Raw genomic sequence first — 14623 nt, 5'->3', positions numbered from 1 at the left:
AACAGGTTTTTTCGAACCATGAAAATTGAGAAACCAGTGGAGAATACATGAATCTGCTACTCATAGGCGTACTTCTGGCGATTATTGCCATCGCCTATCAAATCGGACTGACTAAAAGTCGTCATCTAGCAGGTAAGGGCAATAATTCCGCAGCACTGCATTCACGTCCAGGTTACTACGGGGCGATGGTAGCACTCTGGTGTGGCATCCCTGCATTTTTAATTTTGATGGTTTGGAATCTGGTGGAACCCAGTATTTTGGAACAGGTGGTACTCAATCATTTACCTGAGCAAATCTCTGCAGGACTTGATCCGGCCAGCCTGGGTGTAGTGGTAGATCGGGTGCAGGCTATTGCATCAGGTTTTGGTGTCAGTGATACCCCACAGCCGTATGAACTGGCAGCGGCAGAGCAGTTGGCGCGAGTTGCTGTTATTGGCACCTATGCCAAATTGGCCGTGGTCATTTCAGCTGCATTGGCAGGACTGGTCTGGGCCAAGCAGCGCATCAGTTCCCAGTTAAGAGCACGTAATCAGGTTGAGAAAACCATTAATATTGGCCTGGCACTTTGCTCGGGTGTCGCGATTCTGACTACGCTCGGCATCGTGATGTCAATGTTTGGCGAAGCCATGCGTTTCTTTAGCTTTGTCAGTCCAATCGACTTTTTCTTTGGCACAGTATGGGACCCGGGTTTTAGTACTTCGGGTAATGCGGAGGGCAGTTATGGTTTGCTGCCACTGCTCTGGGGCACACTGATGGTCAGTGGTATTGCCTTGCTGGTTGCAGTTCCGGTCGGCCTGATGATTGCAATTTATCTGGCTGAATATGCCTCGCCAAAATTCCGTTCCTGGGCCAAACCGACCATTGAGGTTCTGGCCGGTATTCCGACCATTGTTTATGGGGTTTTTGCCCTGATGATCATTGGCCCATTTATCAAGTCACTGGGCGCAATGGTCGGTATTCATATTAATGCCACCAGTGCACTGACTGCGGGCTTTGTGATGGGCATCATGATCATTCCTTTTGTGTCTTCATTGTCTGATGACATTATTACCCAGGTGCCGCGTGCCCTGCGTGACGGATCACTCGGTCTGGGCGCAACCAAATCAGAAACCATTCGCCAGGTCGTTATTCCTGCAGCTTTACCGGGCATCATTGGCGCCTTCCTGCTAGCAGCCTCCCGAGCTATTGGCGAAACCATGATTGTGGTACTTGCGGCAGGAAACAGCCCGCAGCTACATGGTAATCCACTCGAAGCTGTGTCTACCGTTACCATTACCATTGTCAATCAGCTAACGGGTGATACTGACTTTGCCAGCCCGCAAGCTCTGGTGGCATTTGCCTTAGGTTTAACCCTGTTTGTAATTACGCTGGGACTGAACATTATTGCACTGATAATTGTGCGTAAATATCGTGAGCAATACGACTAATGACGACTTCAAACACCACACCCCTAGATCAGTCCATTGATCCTGCTGTGGCAGCTGAACAACGTGAGCAGCGCAAACAGACCATTCAGAACTCGCTGGCAAAACGCCATCGCCGGGAAAAGGTTTTTAAGTGGTTTGGTTTTTCAGCGGTACTGGCTGGTTTATTCTTTGTCGTTTTGCTGTTTGGCAGCATTCTGGCCAAAGGTCTACCGGCATTCTGGCAAAGCAGCATGAGCCTGCCGATTCATTTTGATCCGGCCATTGTTGATATCGGAGCAAAACCGGTACAAAGAGAAAGCGAATCTCCGGCGCAGTTTGAAGAGCGTATGATCAGCTGGCAAATGGATGTCGGCATGGTGGACTGGGAAGCGCTGATCGTGAATGGCATGATAGCCCGTGATGCAAAACTGGCAGCACAGCGTGATGAGCTTAGTACGTTATACACCAGTTCAGAAGCTTATCGCCTGCGTGATATGGTCCTGAATGATCCGGCTTTGGTTGGACAGACAAAGCAAGTTAAAATTCTGGCTGATGCCAATGTCGATGTCTGGCTGGCAGGAAACATCGACCGTGATTTACCCGCAGAACAACAGCAGCTCAGTCCTGAAGTCCGCCAACTGGCAGATAAAATGAAAGCTTCTGGCGTGATTGAAAATAGCTTTAATACCAACATATTTGTCAGTCCGGACTCACGTAGCTCCCCAGCCACCTCTGGTCTGGCAGGTGCATTTATGGGCTCGCTGTTCATGATGCTAATCGTGATCTTTATCTCGATCCCGATTGGCGTAGCCTCAGCCATTTATCTGGAAGAGTTTGCACCAAAAAACTGGATTACCGATATTGTAGAAGTCAACATCAATAACCTGGCTGCAGTTCCTTCGATTGTGTTTGGTTTGCTAGGTGCAGCGATCTTTATTGGCTGGATGCATTTACCTCTTTCTGCACCGTTGGTGGGGGGGCTGGTACTGAGCTTAATGACTTTACCTACCGTCATCATTACCACTCGAGCCTCGCTGAAAGCGGTTCCGCCGTCGATTCGTCAGGCAGCTTTGGGCTTAGGTGCTTCGCGTATCCAGACTGTATTCCATCATGTATTACCACTCGCATTACCGGGGATTCTCACCGGTGCCATTATTGGTGTTGCCCAAGCCTTGGGTGAAACAGCACCGCTGCTGTTAATTGGTATGAGTGCCTTTGTTGCCAGCGTGCCTGCAACGCCGTTTGATCAATCAACTGCATTGCCAGTGCAAATCTTCCTGTGGCAGGGCAATGAACTGCGTAACTTCTTTGAAGGGCGTACTGCTGCAGCCATTATTGTTCTTCTTGCGATGATGCTGAGCCTGAACAGTCTGGCTATCTGGTTACGTAAGAAATTTGAAGTCCGTTGGTAAGAGGGGCAAAATCATGAATACAACTGAAATTTTAAATTCCTTAGAAAAGGATCCATCAGTGAATCCACAGCAAATACAATTTACAGCCGATGATGCTGCACAGAAACCAGCGACTTCATTTATCTCTCAATTGGGTCAGCAGGCAGAAGCAGCACAGGCACCCAAGTCTAGCAATGTCAAACTCAGCACCTCCGATGTCCATGTGTATTATGGTGAATCAGAGGCGATTAAAGGCATTGACCTGAACATCTATGAAAATGAAGTGATCGCTTTTATTGGGCCATCAGGTTGTGGTAAGTCAACATTCCTGCGGACCTTAAACCGCATGAATGACACCATTGATAGCTGCCGGGTGACGGGTAAAGTAATGCTGGACCATCAGGATATTTATGACCCTAACCTGGACGTGGTTTTACTGCGTGCCCAAGTTGGCATGGTCTTCCAGAAACCAAATCCATTCCCGAAATCTATTTTTGATAACGTGGCCTATGGTCCAAAACTCCATGGACTGGCCCGGGACAAATATGATCTGGAAGAAATTGTTGAGAATAGTTTGCGTAAAGCAGGACTTTGGGAAGAAGTCAAAGATCGTTTAAATCAGCCGGGTACGGGATTGTCAGGTGGTCAGCAGCAGCGTTTATGTATTGCACGGACGATTGCCGTTTCTCCTGAAGTGATTCTGATGGATGAACCCTGTTCAGCACTCGATCCAATTGCAACAGCCAAAGTTGAAGAACTGATCTCTGAGCTTTCTACCCAATACACCATTGCTATTGTGACTCACTCCATGCAGCAGGCGGCACGAGTCTCTGATCGGACTGCTTATTTCCATTTAGGTGATCTGATCGAAGTCAACTCAACCGAGAAAGTCTTTACCCAGCCTGACCATCAGCTTACTGAAGCCTATATTACCGGGCGTTTTGGTTAAGAAGTTTGATCTAATGAAAGAAGGGCTAAAAAGCTCTTTTTTTATATCTAAAAATAATCAAAGAATAGGAGATATATCAATTGAATCAGTGAAATGTGGAAAAATAAACTGAATCCTATTGTACCCTAAATTCTTATAGAATATGCCGTCTTTGACATGGCAGAGCTGTCAAAAGATAGATGCTAAGAAAAGGTTGCACCCGCTATGGAAATACTCAAAAAGATGTCAGTTTTTCTGATGCTGCTGATTGCCTTAATTTTAAGCATTGGTGGTTTGTGGCATCAATTACAAGGCGGCAGCATGTTTTACACACTGATCGGATTGCTGTATGGACTCAGTTTGAATTTCTATCTCAAAAAGCAGGAAAAAGCCTTATATGCGAATTCTGCTGTATTGTTCGGTGTTATTGTCTGGGCATCTTATCAGCATGGCATCAATTTTCTATAGTGCGAATTATTTTTGCCTTACTAAGACCATATGGATACTGCTCCGTTTCAGCAATTAAACAACAATATTCTATTGAAAAAAAATCATTTGACCTTATCTTAAAATGAAACCTATATAAATAATTGAGACCCGATTTTTATGTTATTTCATACCCCCAAATTACCCGCTGAAATCCGTATTAGTCATTTGAATGCGCGCATTAACGAGCAACGAAAAAAAATAGCGCAAACAACTTCATCTAAACTGGAACTTTTACAATTGAGCCAGCAATTGTCAAAAGAAGCGCGTGCGCGTAAGAAAACTAACCAGAAAATCTATGTGCTCGATTTTAAAGGTGATATGGCTGCGTCTGCAGTAGAAAACCTGCGTGAAGAAATTACCCTGATTCTATCTACAGCAAAAGCTGGTCGTGATCGTATCATTGTACGTTTAGAAAGTCCGGGTGGTATGGTACATGGTTATGGTCTTGCAGCTGCGCAACTGGTGCGCTTACGTGAAGCGGGTTTCCATGTGACCATCTGTGTCGATAAAGTGGCAGCCAGTGGCGGTTATATGATGGCGTGTATTGCAAATGAAGTGATTTCTGCGCCGTTTGCAATTGTGGGTTCAATTGGGGTAGTAGCACAGGTACCCAACTTTAATCGTCTGCTGAAAGAAAACAAGATCGATTTTGAGCTTTATACTGCGGGTCAATACAAACGTACAGTGACCATGTTTGGTGAAAATACCGAAGAAGGCAAAGCCAAGTTTGAAGAAGAATTGCAACAGACACATGCCTTGTTTAAACACTTCGTGGAAAAATATCGTCCACAGTTAAATGTTGAAAAAGTGGCAACGGGTGAACACTGGTATGGTCAGGATGCCCTAGACCTGAATCTGGTAGATAAACTGCAAACTTCCGATGAATATCTGCTAGGCCTATTACCACAACATGATGTGTATTTAATCCAGACCCGTAAAAAACCAACGCTGGGTGAAAAACTAGGTTTGCAAGCAGCACAAATTGCAGATTCTTTTATCCCTGCGGTGATGAATAAAGTGGTAGATACGCTAACCAAAGCCAATTCAAATCTGGTTCAGATGCGCGATCCTAAACTTTAATTTATTATTCAGTTATGAATCTAAAAGCTCACTTCGGTGGGCTTTTTTATGATTTAAAATTAAACAATTATGCTATAAGTAACTGACTTATAGTGGTTTCTCCTTTATATGCTCACCTTTCTTTTACTATTCGGCTTCTTCAGTATCATTTTCATTCTGATGCTATGTATGATCTATTCTGAAGCGAAATTAACCACTGATGAATCAAAGAAGATGTTATTTTGGCTCAGCTTTCTTCCCGGCACTTCAATCTTTTTACTCTACGCATTTTTAAAGCCAGATGCTCCACCTGTGATTCCATCAGAGGACTGTGGCGTGATTCAATTTTACCAATTCAATGCTCGTCGGAGTGGTTACTTTGAGCGTGTCAGCATCCGCTTTGATGGTACTCAATATAATCGTCATCTATTTTTTGATAAGCATCTAAAGAAAATTCCTGAAGGTCATAAAGTCTGCTTTGAATATTTAGATAAGTTCAAATATCGGCATTTGGCAGAATCTAAGCTGGTTAAGTGGATTGAACCTTCATAAATATCAGCCATGGTTACTGCTCATCAGCTAAAATGCAGCATATTTCCATTAAGAGCAGAAAGATGGCCGTGGCTAAAGCATTTTTAGCAATCCAAAATTGTTACTTTAACTATGAATTTGAAGAACTGAATTTAGCGGATGATTTTCCTAAAGAGTTGCCTGTTTCTCTACGTGGAATCATGTACAGACATGAGATTCAATATCCTGATGCCACCTATTTTATTTATTACAGCGAAATATTGACGGGTAATGAATTGCAAAAAATGAAAGATGATTTTGTGCGCTATTGTCCGCCTGCATAATGTCATGCGATAAATATCTTCCGGTTCATCATCTGAAAAATTAATTCACTTGTTTTCCAGAATTAAAGCTCACTTGGATGAGCTTTTTTGATGTGATACAAACAACATGAATCCACCCGTAAACATAGCTCCAACTGTCGCTAATAATATGTCCTTATGGGCATCCCACATATCGCCTTGCTGGCCATTATAGCTTTCAGCCTGTTCGGGTGATAAGCCAATGGCGATCAGCCATTCAATCCATTCATAAATCAGACTAGTCGCCATCACGAATTGAATGACTAAAAGAAAAATAGTGAATGGCTTTTGCTGGGGTAACCAGACCTGAAACAGTCGATAAAAAACAGGATAGAGCAACAGGCCAAAAACCAGATGTACAAAACGGTCAAACATGTTGCGAGACCAGCCCATGAGAGTATTTAGGTCAAAGCCAAACAGTGTCTGAATCCAGTCATTATAAGGTACATAAGAATACAGATAATGTGCTGCAACGATATGGATGAATAAAAACAGCATATACAGATTAAAACTAAGGAAACTCAATCCAATTTTATACAGGCAGAAAATCAGCATACCGATCATAAATATAGTACCGGTCTGATGCAGTAAATAGGATTGCATTTCTAAAGGTTGAATACTGGCAACAATGATCGCAGCTACCAAAATTCCCAGGCTGATAAAATGTTTGCCGCTTAATCGATGATCCATCATCTTGTTATCTATCATTTTGTTTTAAAGTTGAAAATAATTATAAATAAAAAAAGCGAAGCCGGAGCCTCGCTTTTGGTCTTAATTGTCTAAATTAGATTTTAGAAATTAAGTCTTTAATTTGTTTTGCTTGGTCAGCAGCATTACCTGTATAAGTTGCAGGTGTCATTTCAGCCAGACGCGCACGGTCTGCAGCAGGAACAGCTTCCAGCTCATTACCATTCACGAAGCTCACCATCATGTCACGAGTCATGGCTTGACCACGAGTAAGGGCTTTAAGTTTTTCGTATGGCTTTTCAACGTTGTAACGACGCATTACCGTTTGAATAGGTTCAGCCAGAACTTCTTGCGCGTGGTCAAGATCTTCAAGAATACGAGCAGCATTCAGTTCAAGTTTACCGATACCTTTTAAGCATGCTTCAAACGCGATTAAGCTTTGTGCAAAACCAACGCCCATGTTACGCAGAACAGTAGAGTCAGTCAGGTCACGCTGCCAGCGAGATACAGGCAGTTTTTCGCCCAAGTGAGCCAATACAGCATTGGCAATACCCAAGTTACCTTCAGAGTTTTCGAAGTCGATTGGATTCACTTTATGCGGCATGGTTGAAGAACCCACTTCGCCTTCTTTCAGTTTTTGTTTGAAGAAGCCAAGAGAGATATAGCCCCAAACGTCACGGTTAAAGTCGATCAGAATCGTGTTGAAACGACGAAGCGCATCAAACAGTTCCGCCATGTAGTCATGTGGTTCGATCTGAGTCGTATATGGGTTGAAAGTCAGACCTAAAGATTCCACGAAAGCTTGAGAATGAGCAGGCCAGTTGATTTCTGGATAAGCAGAGTAGTGCGCATTGTAGTTACCTACAGCACCGTTGATTTTACCTAGCAGTTCAACATTTTTGAACTGTTTGATTTGACGAGCCAGACGGTAAGCCACGTTCGCCATTTCTTTACCCAAAGTGGTTGGGCTGGCAGTTTGACCGTGGGTACGAGACAGCATCGGCTGTTCAGCGTGAGTCTCAGCCAAAGCCACGATTGAATCGATAATTTGTTGCATAGATGCGATTAAAACATCACGGCCATTTTTCAGCATTAACGCATGAGACAGGTTATTGATGTCTTCAGAGGTACATGCAAAGTGAATGAATTCACCCGCATTTTTTAGCTCTTCAATCCCTGCAATTTTTTCTTTCAGGAAATACTCAACCGCTTTCACGTCGTGGTTTGTAGTACGTTCGATCTCTTTAATGCGGTTGGCATCTTCTTCAGAGAAGTTGGCAACGATGGCATCAAGTGCAGCATTGGTTTCAGATGAGAAAGCTGGCACTTCAGTGATTTCAGGACGGTTGGCAAGCGCTTGTAACCAACGCACTTCAACAGTCACACGAGCATGGATCAGACCAAACTCAGAAAGAAAAGGGCGCAGCGCATCACATTTGCTAGCGTAGCGTCCATCTAATGGAGAAAGTGCAGTTAAAGCGTTCATATCGATTCCCTAGATTTTGGAATTAAACGAAAAACGGTGCGCGTACAACAACATGGTTTAGATCACCTGAAACTGTAAGCGCGCGAGATTTTGGATATCCTGTAGCAGCTTGCGCTTGCCAAAAATCATGCCCCATGAACTGCCGCCAAGCTGACGCCATAAGTGCGCCATCTGCAGTCCAGTAAAGAGTGAAGCACGGATGCGGTTAGTATGACCGGAATCTTTAAAGGCTTCAGCATTGCCACGCACCATGATCCGCGGATTGATCTGGCCGGCGGTATCGACATAGGTTTGAGCGAGATTGGCAATGATGCTGGGGTGCATGTAATTGTTATCGAAGAAGGAGAGCTGTCTGAGGATTTTTTGCTGGGATTGTTCGATGATTTCAACAAACTTGGGATTGCTATAGACCTTCTTTTCTAACTGAAGAAGTGCCATGGCATAAGACATTGGCAGTTTGGTCGATGAAAGTTTTGGAAGTCGGGATTTTGGGGAAGTATTAAAAGGTTGGGTAATGCTGCTCTCCAGGGTTTTTAAACCGAGGGAAATATCGGACAGCTGATTAAAGAAGTCTAAGGTCTGGGCATTTAACTTGCCACTTGGACGGATATTTAAACTGGCTTTAATCAACTGTTCAAAATAGAAATTACCGCTTTCACCAATGCTTTGCTGTCCCGTCAATGCAGTCATATGCGTCAGCTGGGTGGCCTGAAAAACCCCCGCTAGCGCCAACGCACGATTTTGACGAACATTCAACGTTGTGGCTTGTTGAAACGGTAACTCCGTCATGCCGAAATCATCCTTTAATAAAATCAGGTTTAGGCGCATTGGTGTGATGAATCACGCCACCACCTAAACAAACTTCACCTGAGTAGAATACAACGCTTTGACCCGGAGTCACTGCACGTTGCGACTCATCAAATTCAACACGAACACCATTTGGTGTTTCTGGATCTTTGAAAATAGTACACGCTTGGTCAGGCTGACGGTAGCGGGTTTTTGCCGTACAGCGGAAACCTGATTCAGGAATATCCTGTTCACCGGCTACCCAGTCAATCGCTTCAGACCACAATATGGTACTTTGCATCAGTGGATGCTCATGGCCTTGACCCACCACCAGACGGTTACCTTCAATATCTTTATGCAGTACAAACCAGGCACCTTCTTCAGCACCTTTCATACCACCAATACCGATCCCGCCGCGTTGACCGAGCGTATAGTACATTAAGCCGTGATGATCACCAACCTCTTTGCCATCTTCCAGCACGATTTTTCCAGGTTGCGCCGGCAAATATTGCTTTAAGAAGTCATTGAAGCGACGTTCACCAATAAAACAGATACCTGTAGAATCTTTTTTCTTGGCAGTTGCCAGACCTAATTCTTCTGCAATTTTACGGACTTGCGGTTTTTCAATTTCACCAACAGGGAACAGGGTCTTATTAATTTCACGACCATGAACTGCATGCAGGAAGTAAGTCTGGTCTTTATTATTGTCATAACCACGTAGTAATTGAGCATATTGCTCACCGCGTGAATTGGTCATGGTTTCGCCGCGACGACAGTAGTGACCGGTGGCAATAAAGTCAGCGCCGAGATTGATCGCATGATCCAGGAAGGCGCGGAATTTGATTTCCTTATTACACAAAATATCCGGGTTTGGGGTGCGGCCAGCAGCATATTCCGCCAGGAAATGCTCGAACACGCGATCCCAGTATTCCATTGCGAAGTTAGCAGTATGCAGTTTGATCCCGATCTTGTCGCAAACGGCTTGTGCATCGGCAAGATCTTCCATTGCCGTACAGTATTCTGTGCCGTCATCTTCTTCCCAGTTTTTCATGAAAAGACCTTCAACCTGATAACCCTGTTGAAGGAGGAGAGCTGCAGACACAGATGAATCTACACCACCAGACATACCGACGATGACACGTTGTTGCATAGGATTAGGCATCCAAATTTGAAATTAAGGGAGAATTTTGGTGCTCGTAAATGAGCGATAAAGGATAGCGTTTGCCAGCTTGGGCATCCTGCACGGCTTTAATCACCAATGGGCTACGGGCACGTGCGGTTTCAACCAGTTCATCCAGCGTCATCCAGACTGCACCGACAATACCGGTATCCAGTTCAGCATTTTCATCATGGCTGATGGCTTCTGCTCTCAGGCAGAAACGGAAATAGGTACGATCCGGGAACATCGGTGGGGTATAGGTATAGATGCCGATCAGATCAGTGACATTAACCTGATAGCCGGTTTCTTCCATGGTTTCACGAATGGCTGCTTCGACAATGGTTTCACCTGCCTCAACATGGCCTGCTGGCTGATTAAATACGGTATGAGTGACACCTTCAGTATGTTCTTCAACGAAGAGGAATTTTCCATTATTTTCGACGACAGTTGCGACAGTGACGTGAGCAGTCCAAGCGGTCATAGAGGAGCACCATGGAATAAAAACTGTATTCTACAAAATTTAGGCGGCGGTGGCTATGTCGATACTCGGGATTTTAATTTAGATGATTAACAATAAAGGCATTTGGCGAAAAAGAAAGCGTAGAATATAATGGGTGCATAAAATACTAAAACAGTAATATCTGTATTCTACGCTTTAATATAAGAATTTGATTTAAAATATAATTTAATAAAAACTAGCAGTATTTCATAACAATTAAAATAAATAACACGCTTTATAGGACAGGACTCCAATGAAATTCAGAACAGACATCAATGGCCTTAGAGCAATTGCAGTGATTGCAGTCATGCTATTTCATTTTAATGCGGCCTGGCTGCCTGGCGGTTTTGTTGGGGTAGATGTCTTCTTTGTGATTTCAGGCTTTTTAATGACTGGAATCATATTTAAAGATTTAGAACATGAAAAATTTTCTATTCTGAAATTTTATGTGGCTCGTGCGAATCGGATTATTCCAGCTTTGGCCGTGCTGTGTCTGGTATTAATGATTTTTGGCTGGTTTTATTTGACGCCTTTTGATTACAAGTTATTGGGTAAGCATGCCGCGAGTAGCATGACCTTTTTATCCAATATCAGTTACTGGAAGGAATCCGGTTATTTTGAGGCAGGCACTCACGAAAAGTGGTTATTACATACCTGGTCACTTTCCGTCGAATGGCAATTCTATATGATTTATCCGCTCGTTCTCATTGCCATGCGCAAGTTTATGTCCATCCACACCATGAAATTTGTATTGTTAGCGGGAACGATTTTAGGATTCATTCTATCTGTGATCGCTACCTACAAATGGCCAAATCCGGCTTATTTCCTGTTACCTACCAGAGCCTGGGAAATGATGATCGGGGGAATTGCTTATCTTTACCCTTTGGCCCTGCAGGAAAATAAGAAAAGGTTGCTGGAAGGAACGGGATTGGCACTTATACTGGGTTCTTATTTCTTCATTTCAGCAGAAGATTTATGGCCTGGTTATCTGGCATTTTTTCCTGTTATCGGTACCTTCCTGATGATTCAGGCGCATCGAAATGGCAGCGTTATTACCAATAATATTTTTTTTCAAAAGTTGGGAACCTGGTCTTATTCTATTTACCTCTGGCACTGGCCTTTGGTGGTTCTGATCTATATCTACTCATTGCCTGAGTATTATGTATATGCAGGAATAGCACTTTCTATAGTGTTGGGTTTTCTAAGCTACAAGTATATTGAGCAGATTAAATTACCTTCATATCACCAGTGGAAAGATATTTACCGTATAAAACCGCTTTATTTTTCTCTAGTGCTCATGAACTTAGGAGTTACTTTAAATATATTTAATGGTTTTAATACAGATCTACGCCAAGGTGCAGCTTCAGAACAGGCAAAATTCTTAGATTATTATAATGAGAAATTCAAAAATTTAAGGGATGCATACTGGCTGAAATGTGATACTTACGTGAGCCTGACTGAGCATAATAGTTATGATCCTGACCCGGTCTGTATCACGAAACAAAAGGAAGGCGGGGTGTTCTTATGGGGAGATTCTCATGCTGAGGCACTTTCTTTAGGGCTGAGGACATTACTGAAATCCAATGATATCCCTTTTTATCAGAAAACCTCCTCCATTTGCCGGGCATCGCTAACCGAGATCAACTATCATAAAGGAGCTTATAAAGAAGCCTGTGATTATTCCAATAAACTGGCACTAAAGAGCATCGCAGAGCTGAAACCCAAAATTGTGGTTATCACTCAAGCCCTGAAACACGACGAAACCAATTGGGAAAATATCGGGAAAAGTTTGCTTCAGCTTGGCGTATCCAATATCGTCATTGTGGGGCCAATTTCACAATGGAAACCTTCGCTTCCGAAAGTGATGGTGAAACCGAAAAACTGGAATAGTGCTGAAGATTTTATATTTGATGCCGGACTGGACTTAAGAGCAGTTCAGGTAGACGAGAAAATGAAAAAATTACAATATCCTCAGGGAATTACCTATGTCTCTCTCATTGATCATCTATGTAAAAAAGATGATGTTCAGCAGCAATACAAATGTCGGATTCGTGCAGCTCAAGGAGAAGACCTGCTTCAGGTAGATTATGGTCACTTAAGTGAATCAGGTTCTTTATTTGTAGGGAATACCATATTGTCAAAATACTTATTAAATTTATATTCTCAGGGTGTGACTACAAAACAATAAGCTTATTTCCCGTGATTGATCAGCCACCCCTTGAGGTGGCTTTTACATATATAAGTTTAATGAAAATTATTCATTTATATTGAATACTTCAGTGATCCCGCAATCACGCACAAACTGTTCATCGTGTGAAACTAAAATCACAGCGCCTGTATAAGATTGAATTGCACTTGCCAACAAAGCTTTAGACTCAATATCCAGATGATTTTCTGGCTCATCCAATAATAAAAGTTCGGGTTGAGGAGAGACCTGGCTAAGACCTAATAACGCCACTTTCAGCTTTTCACCACCACTTAACTGAGGCAAAGGATAAGTACCTTTATCACCACGAATTCTGAGTTGGCCCAATAAATTACGCCATTCCACTTCCGGAATATCGGGATTCATCTGCCTTAAATTTTCAATCGCACTTAGTGCCTCATTGAGAAAACTAAAATTTTGATCCAGATAAAAACAGCTTCGTGCCAGAAAGATTTGATCTAGAGGTTGCTGCTTTTGTTGGGCGACCAGTTTCAGTAAAGTGGATTTACCAATTCCGTTTCGGCCTACAATATGGATTTTTTCAGCTGCACTTAAAGCAAGATTCACAGGCTGTGGAGTACCAAAAGGAAGCTGTAACTCTTTAACCCGCAGAATTTCACCAGACTGTGGTTTAAAATCTGGAAATTGAAATAGCTGAGGTTTTATCTTTTCAAGTTGCTGCTTTTGAACTTTTAACTCAGATTGTTCATTCAAAATTTGCCGTTGGTGCTGTGCCTGAACTTTACCTATACTTTGACCAGCTTGTTCCTTTTTAAAGTCTAAAAGCACTTTGGCTTGGGAATTCGAATCACGTAATTTGTTTCCGGCACGTTCCCGCTTTTGTGCTTTCATTAAAACGTCATGCTGCTTGTGCTTCATCTGTTTAATATCACGCTGACTCTGCTGAATTGACTGTTCGAGTGAAGTGACATTTTTCTGATACTGTTCAAAAAACTCCGCATAGTTTCCAGTAAAGTGCTGTAATCCATGCTCATTTAAATAATAAATATGATTAACCTGATCTAGTAAAGTCCGGTCATGACTAATGATCAATGCACCAGCAGGATGTAATTTTAAATGCTCTATTAACCATGTTCGTGCTTCACGATCCAGATGGTTGCTTGGCTCATCCAGCAATAAATAATATTCAGGCTTTAAGAACAAGCTACATAAAGCAAGTTTGGTCTTTTGGCCCTCACTCAAATATTGCACGGGAAAGTCCAGATCTGTGGGTAATTGTGCTGAACTCAACAGTTGCTGCCATTCATGCGGCAAGTGCCAACTATCCTCAAGTAGCTCATAATCCTCGAAACTGGCTGTACCATGTTCCACATTTTTAAAAGCACGATGTAATTGACTTACTTCGAGTGCTTCAGCAATTGTGGCTGCCTTTAACCGATGCAATTGTGGTAGATAGGCATGATGCATTTGCCAGGAAACTTGGCCTGAGAAATGTGGAGAAGAATGCTGAGCCTGATGCAAAAGCTGCATGAGCAAAGACTTACCTTGTCCATTACGGCCAATTAAAGCGCTGACCTGAACTTTAGGAAGGGTAAAATTTAAATTCTGAAACATGACTTTGGACGGGAATTCTAAAGTCAGAGTGGATATTACACATGCCTGCTGAGTCATAAATAACCTCATAAATACAGGAT

14 protein-coding genes are annotated in these 14623 nt (G+C 42.9%); 8 read left to right on the top strand and 6 right to left on the bottom strand.

Features of this window, described 5'->3' with window-relative positions; all coding sequences use genetic code 11:
• The first annotated feature begins 47 nt into the window (after positions 1-47).
• The 7 genes from pstC to AC4MCD_RS09360 all read left to right on the top strand — a co-directional run bounded on the left by pstC (position 48) and on the right by AC4MCD_RS09360 (position 6127).
• A complete protein-coding gene (gene pstC, locus AC4MCD_RS09390) occupies positions 48-1427 on the top strand; it encodes a phosphate ABC transporter permease subunit PstC (protein ID WP_166137181.1) in 1380 nt (459 codons plus the stop codon).
• A complete protein-coding gene (pstA, locus tag AC4MCD_RS09385) occupies positions 1427-2818 on the top strand; it encodes a phosphate ABC transporter permease PstA (protein ID WP_166137185.1) in 1392 nt (463 codons plus the stop codon). Before pstC ends, pstA begins: the two co-directional genes overlap by 1 nt.
• A 13-nt stretch (positions 2819-2831) precedes the next feature.
• Positions 2832-3746 (top strand): phosphate ABC transporter ATP-binding protein PstB, encoded by a 915-nt coding sequence (gene pstB, locus AC4MCD_RS09380; RefSeq protein WP_166137188.1) that lies wholly within the window; start codon positions 2832-2834, stop codon positions 3744-3746.
• Positions 3747-3950: 204 nt separating this feature from the next.
• Positions 3951-4193 (top strand): hypothetical protein, encoded by a 243-nt coding sequence (locus AC4MCD_RS09375; protein WP_004782654.1) that lies wholly within the window; start codon positions 3951-3953, stop codon positions 4191-4193.
• Positions 4194-4331: 138 nt separating this feature from the next.
• A complete protein-coding gene (sohB, locus tag AC4MCD_RS09370; protein WP_125278402.1) occupies positions 4332-5294 on the top strand; it encodes a protease SohB in 963 nt (320 codons plus the stop codon).
• 108 nt (positions 5295-5402) lie between these two features.
• Positions 5403-5825 carry a hypothetical protein gene (locus tag AC4MCD_RS09365; RefSeq protein ID WP_262737852.1) on the top strand — a complete coding sequence of 141 codons (423 nt, stop codon included), beginning with the start codon at positions 5403-5405 and terminating at the stop codon, positions 5823-5825.
• A 62-nt stretch (positions 5826-5887) separates the two neighbouring features.
• On the top strand, positions 5888-6127 hold the full coding sequence (locus AC4MCD_RS09360; protein WP_419363485.1) for a hypothetical protein: 240 nt from the start codon (positions 5888-5890) through the stop codon (positions 6125-6127).
• Between the two features lie 69 nt (positions 6128-6196).
• Here the strand turns inward: AC4MCD_RS09360 and AC4MCD_RS09355 are convergent, their stop codons facing one another.
• The 5 genes from AC4MCD_RS09355 to AC4MCD_RS09335 all read right to left on the bottom strand — a co-directional run bounded on the left by AC4MCD_RS09355 (position 6197) and on the right by AC4MCD_RS09335 (position 10744).
• Positions 6197-6838, bottom strand: a complete 642-nt coding sequence (locus AC4MCD_RS09355) for a DUF2238 domain-containing protein (protein ID WP_491875957.1) — start codon at positions 6836-6838, stop codon at positions 6197-6199.
• Between the two features lie 91 nt (positions 6839-6929).
• On the bottom strand, positions 6930-8318 hold the full coding sequence (purB, locus tag AC4MCD_RS09350; protein WP_034703634.1) for an adenylosuccinate lyase: 1389 nt from the start codon (positions 8316-8318) through the stop codon (positions 6930-6932).
• Positions 8319-8375: 57 nt separating this feature from the next.
• A complete protein-coding gene (gene hflD, locus AC4MCD_RS09345; RefSeq protein WP_491875956.1) occupies positions 8376-9107 on the bottom strand; it encodes a high frequency lysogenization protein HflD in 732 nt (243 codons plus the stop codon).
• Between the two features lie 7 nt (positions 9108-9114).
• Positions 9115-10254 carry a tRNA 2-thiouridine(34) synthase MnmA gene (gene mnmA / locus AC4MCD_RS09340; protein WP_034703632.1) on the bottom strand — a complete coding sequence of 380 codons (1140 nt, stop codon included), beginning with the start codon at positions 10252-10254 and terminating at the stop codon, positions 9115-9117.
• Between the two features lie 4 nt (positions 10255-10258).
• Entirely contained in the window at positions 10259-10744 is a 486-nt protein-coding gene (locus tag AC4MCD_RS09335) for an NUDIX hydrolase (protein WP_166138863.1), read from the bottom strand.
• Between the two features lie 271 nt (positions 10745-11015).
• Here AC4MCD_RS09335 and AC4MCD_RS09330 point away from each other — a divergent pair, with 271 nt between their 5' ends.
• Complete coding sequence (locus AC4MCD_RS09330; protein WP_491875955.1) at positions 11016-12950, top strand: acyltransferase family protein; 1935 nt, start codon at positions 11016-11018, stop codon at positions 12948-12950.
• Positions 12951-13016: 66 nt separating this feature from the next.
• Here the strand turns inward: AC4MCD_RS09330 and AC4MCD_RS09325 are convergent, their stop codons facing one another.
• Positions 13017-14600, bottom strand: a complete 1584-nt coding sequence (locus tag AC4MCD_RS09325; protein ID WP_491875954.1) for an ATP-binding cassette domain-containing protein — start codon at positions 14598-14600, stop codon at positions 13017-13019.
• Positions 14601-14623: the final 23 nt, after the last annotated feature.

This window comes from Acinetobacter sp. CAU_H_78, from assembly GCF_058599365.1.
Note: the sequence above shows the minus strand (reverse complement) of the source record. Positions and strands in the feature narration are given on the sequence as shown.

Bases quoted from the DNA above. Each gene is read 5' to 3' on its own strand.
- pstC (WP_166137181.1), top strand. From the start codon at position 48: ATGAATCTGCTACTCATAGGCGTACTTCTGGCGATTATTGCCATCGCC.
- pstA (WP_166137185.1), top strand. From the start codon at position 1,427: ATGACGACTTCAAACACCACACCCCTAGATCAGTCCATTGATCCTGCT.
- pstB (WP_166137188.1), top strand. From the start codon at position 2,832: ATGAATACAACTGAAATTTTAAATTCCTTAGAAAAGGATCCATCAGTG.
- AC4MCD_RS09375 (WP_004782654.1), top strand. From the start codon at position 3,951: ATGGAAATACTCAAAAAGATGTCAGTTTTTCTGATGCTGCTGATTGCC.
- sohB (WP_125278402.1), top strand. From the start codon at position 4,332: ATGTTATTTCATACCCCCAAATTACCCGCTGAAATCCGTATTAGTCAT.
- AC4MCD_RS09365 (WP_262737852.1), top strand. From the start codon at position 5,403: ATGCTCACCTTTCTTTTACTATTCGGCTTCTTCAGTATCATTTTCATT.
- AC4MCD_RS09360 (WP_419363485.1), top strand. From the start codon at position 5,888: ATGGCCGTGGCTAAAGCATTTTTAGCAATCCAAAATTGTTACTTTAAC.
- AC4MCD_RS09355 (WP_491875957.1), bottom strand. From the start codon at position 6,838: ATGATGGATCATCGATTAAGCGGCAAACATTTTATCAGCCTGGGAATT.
- purB (WP_034703634.1), bottom strand. From the start codon at position 8,318: ATGAACGCTTTAACTGCACTTTCTCCATTAGATGGACGCTACGCTAGC.
- hflD (WP_491875956.1), bottom strand. From the start codon at position 9,107: ATGACGGAGTTACCGTTTCAACAAGCCACAACGTTGAATGTTCGTCAA.
- mnmA (WP_034703632.1), bottom strand. From the start codon at position 10,254: ATGCAACAACGTGTCATCGTCGGTATGTCTGGTGGTGTAGATTCATCT.
- AC4MCD_RS09335 (WP_166138863.1), bottom strand. From the start codon at position 10,744: ATGACCGCTTGGACTGCTCACGTCACTGTCGCAACTGTCGTCGAAAAT.
- AC4MCD_RS09330 (WP_491875955.1), top strand. From the start codon at position 11,016: ATGAAATTCAGAACAGACATCAATGGCCTTAGAGCAATTGCAGTGATT.
- AC4MCD_RS09325 (WP_491875954.1), bottom strand. From the start codon at position 14,600: ATGACTCAGCAGGCATGTGTAATATCCACTCTGACTTTAGAATTCCCG.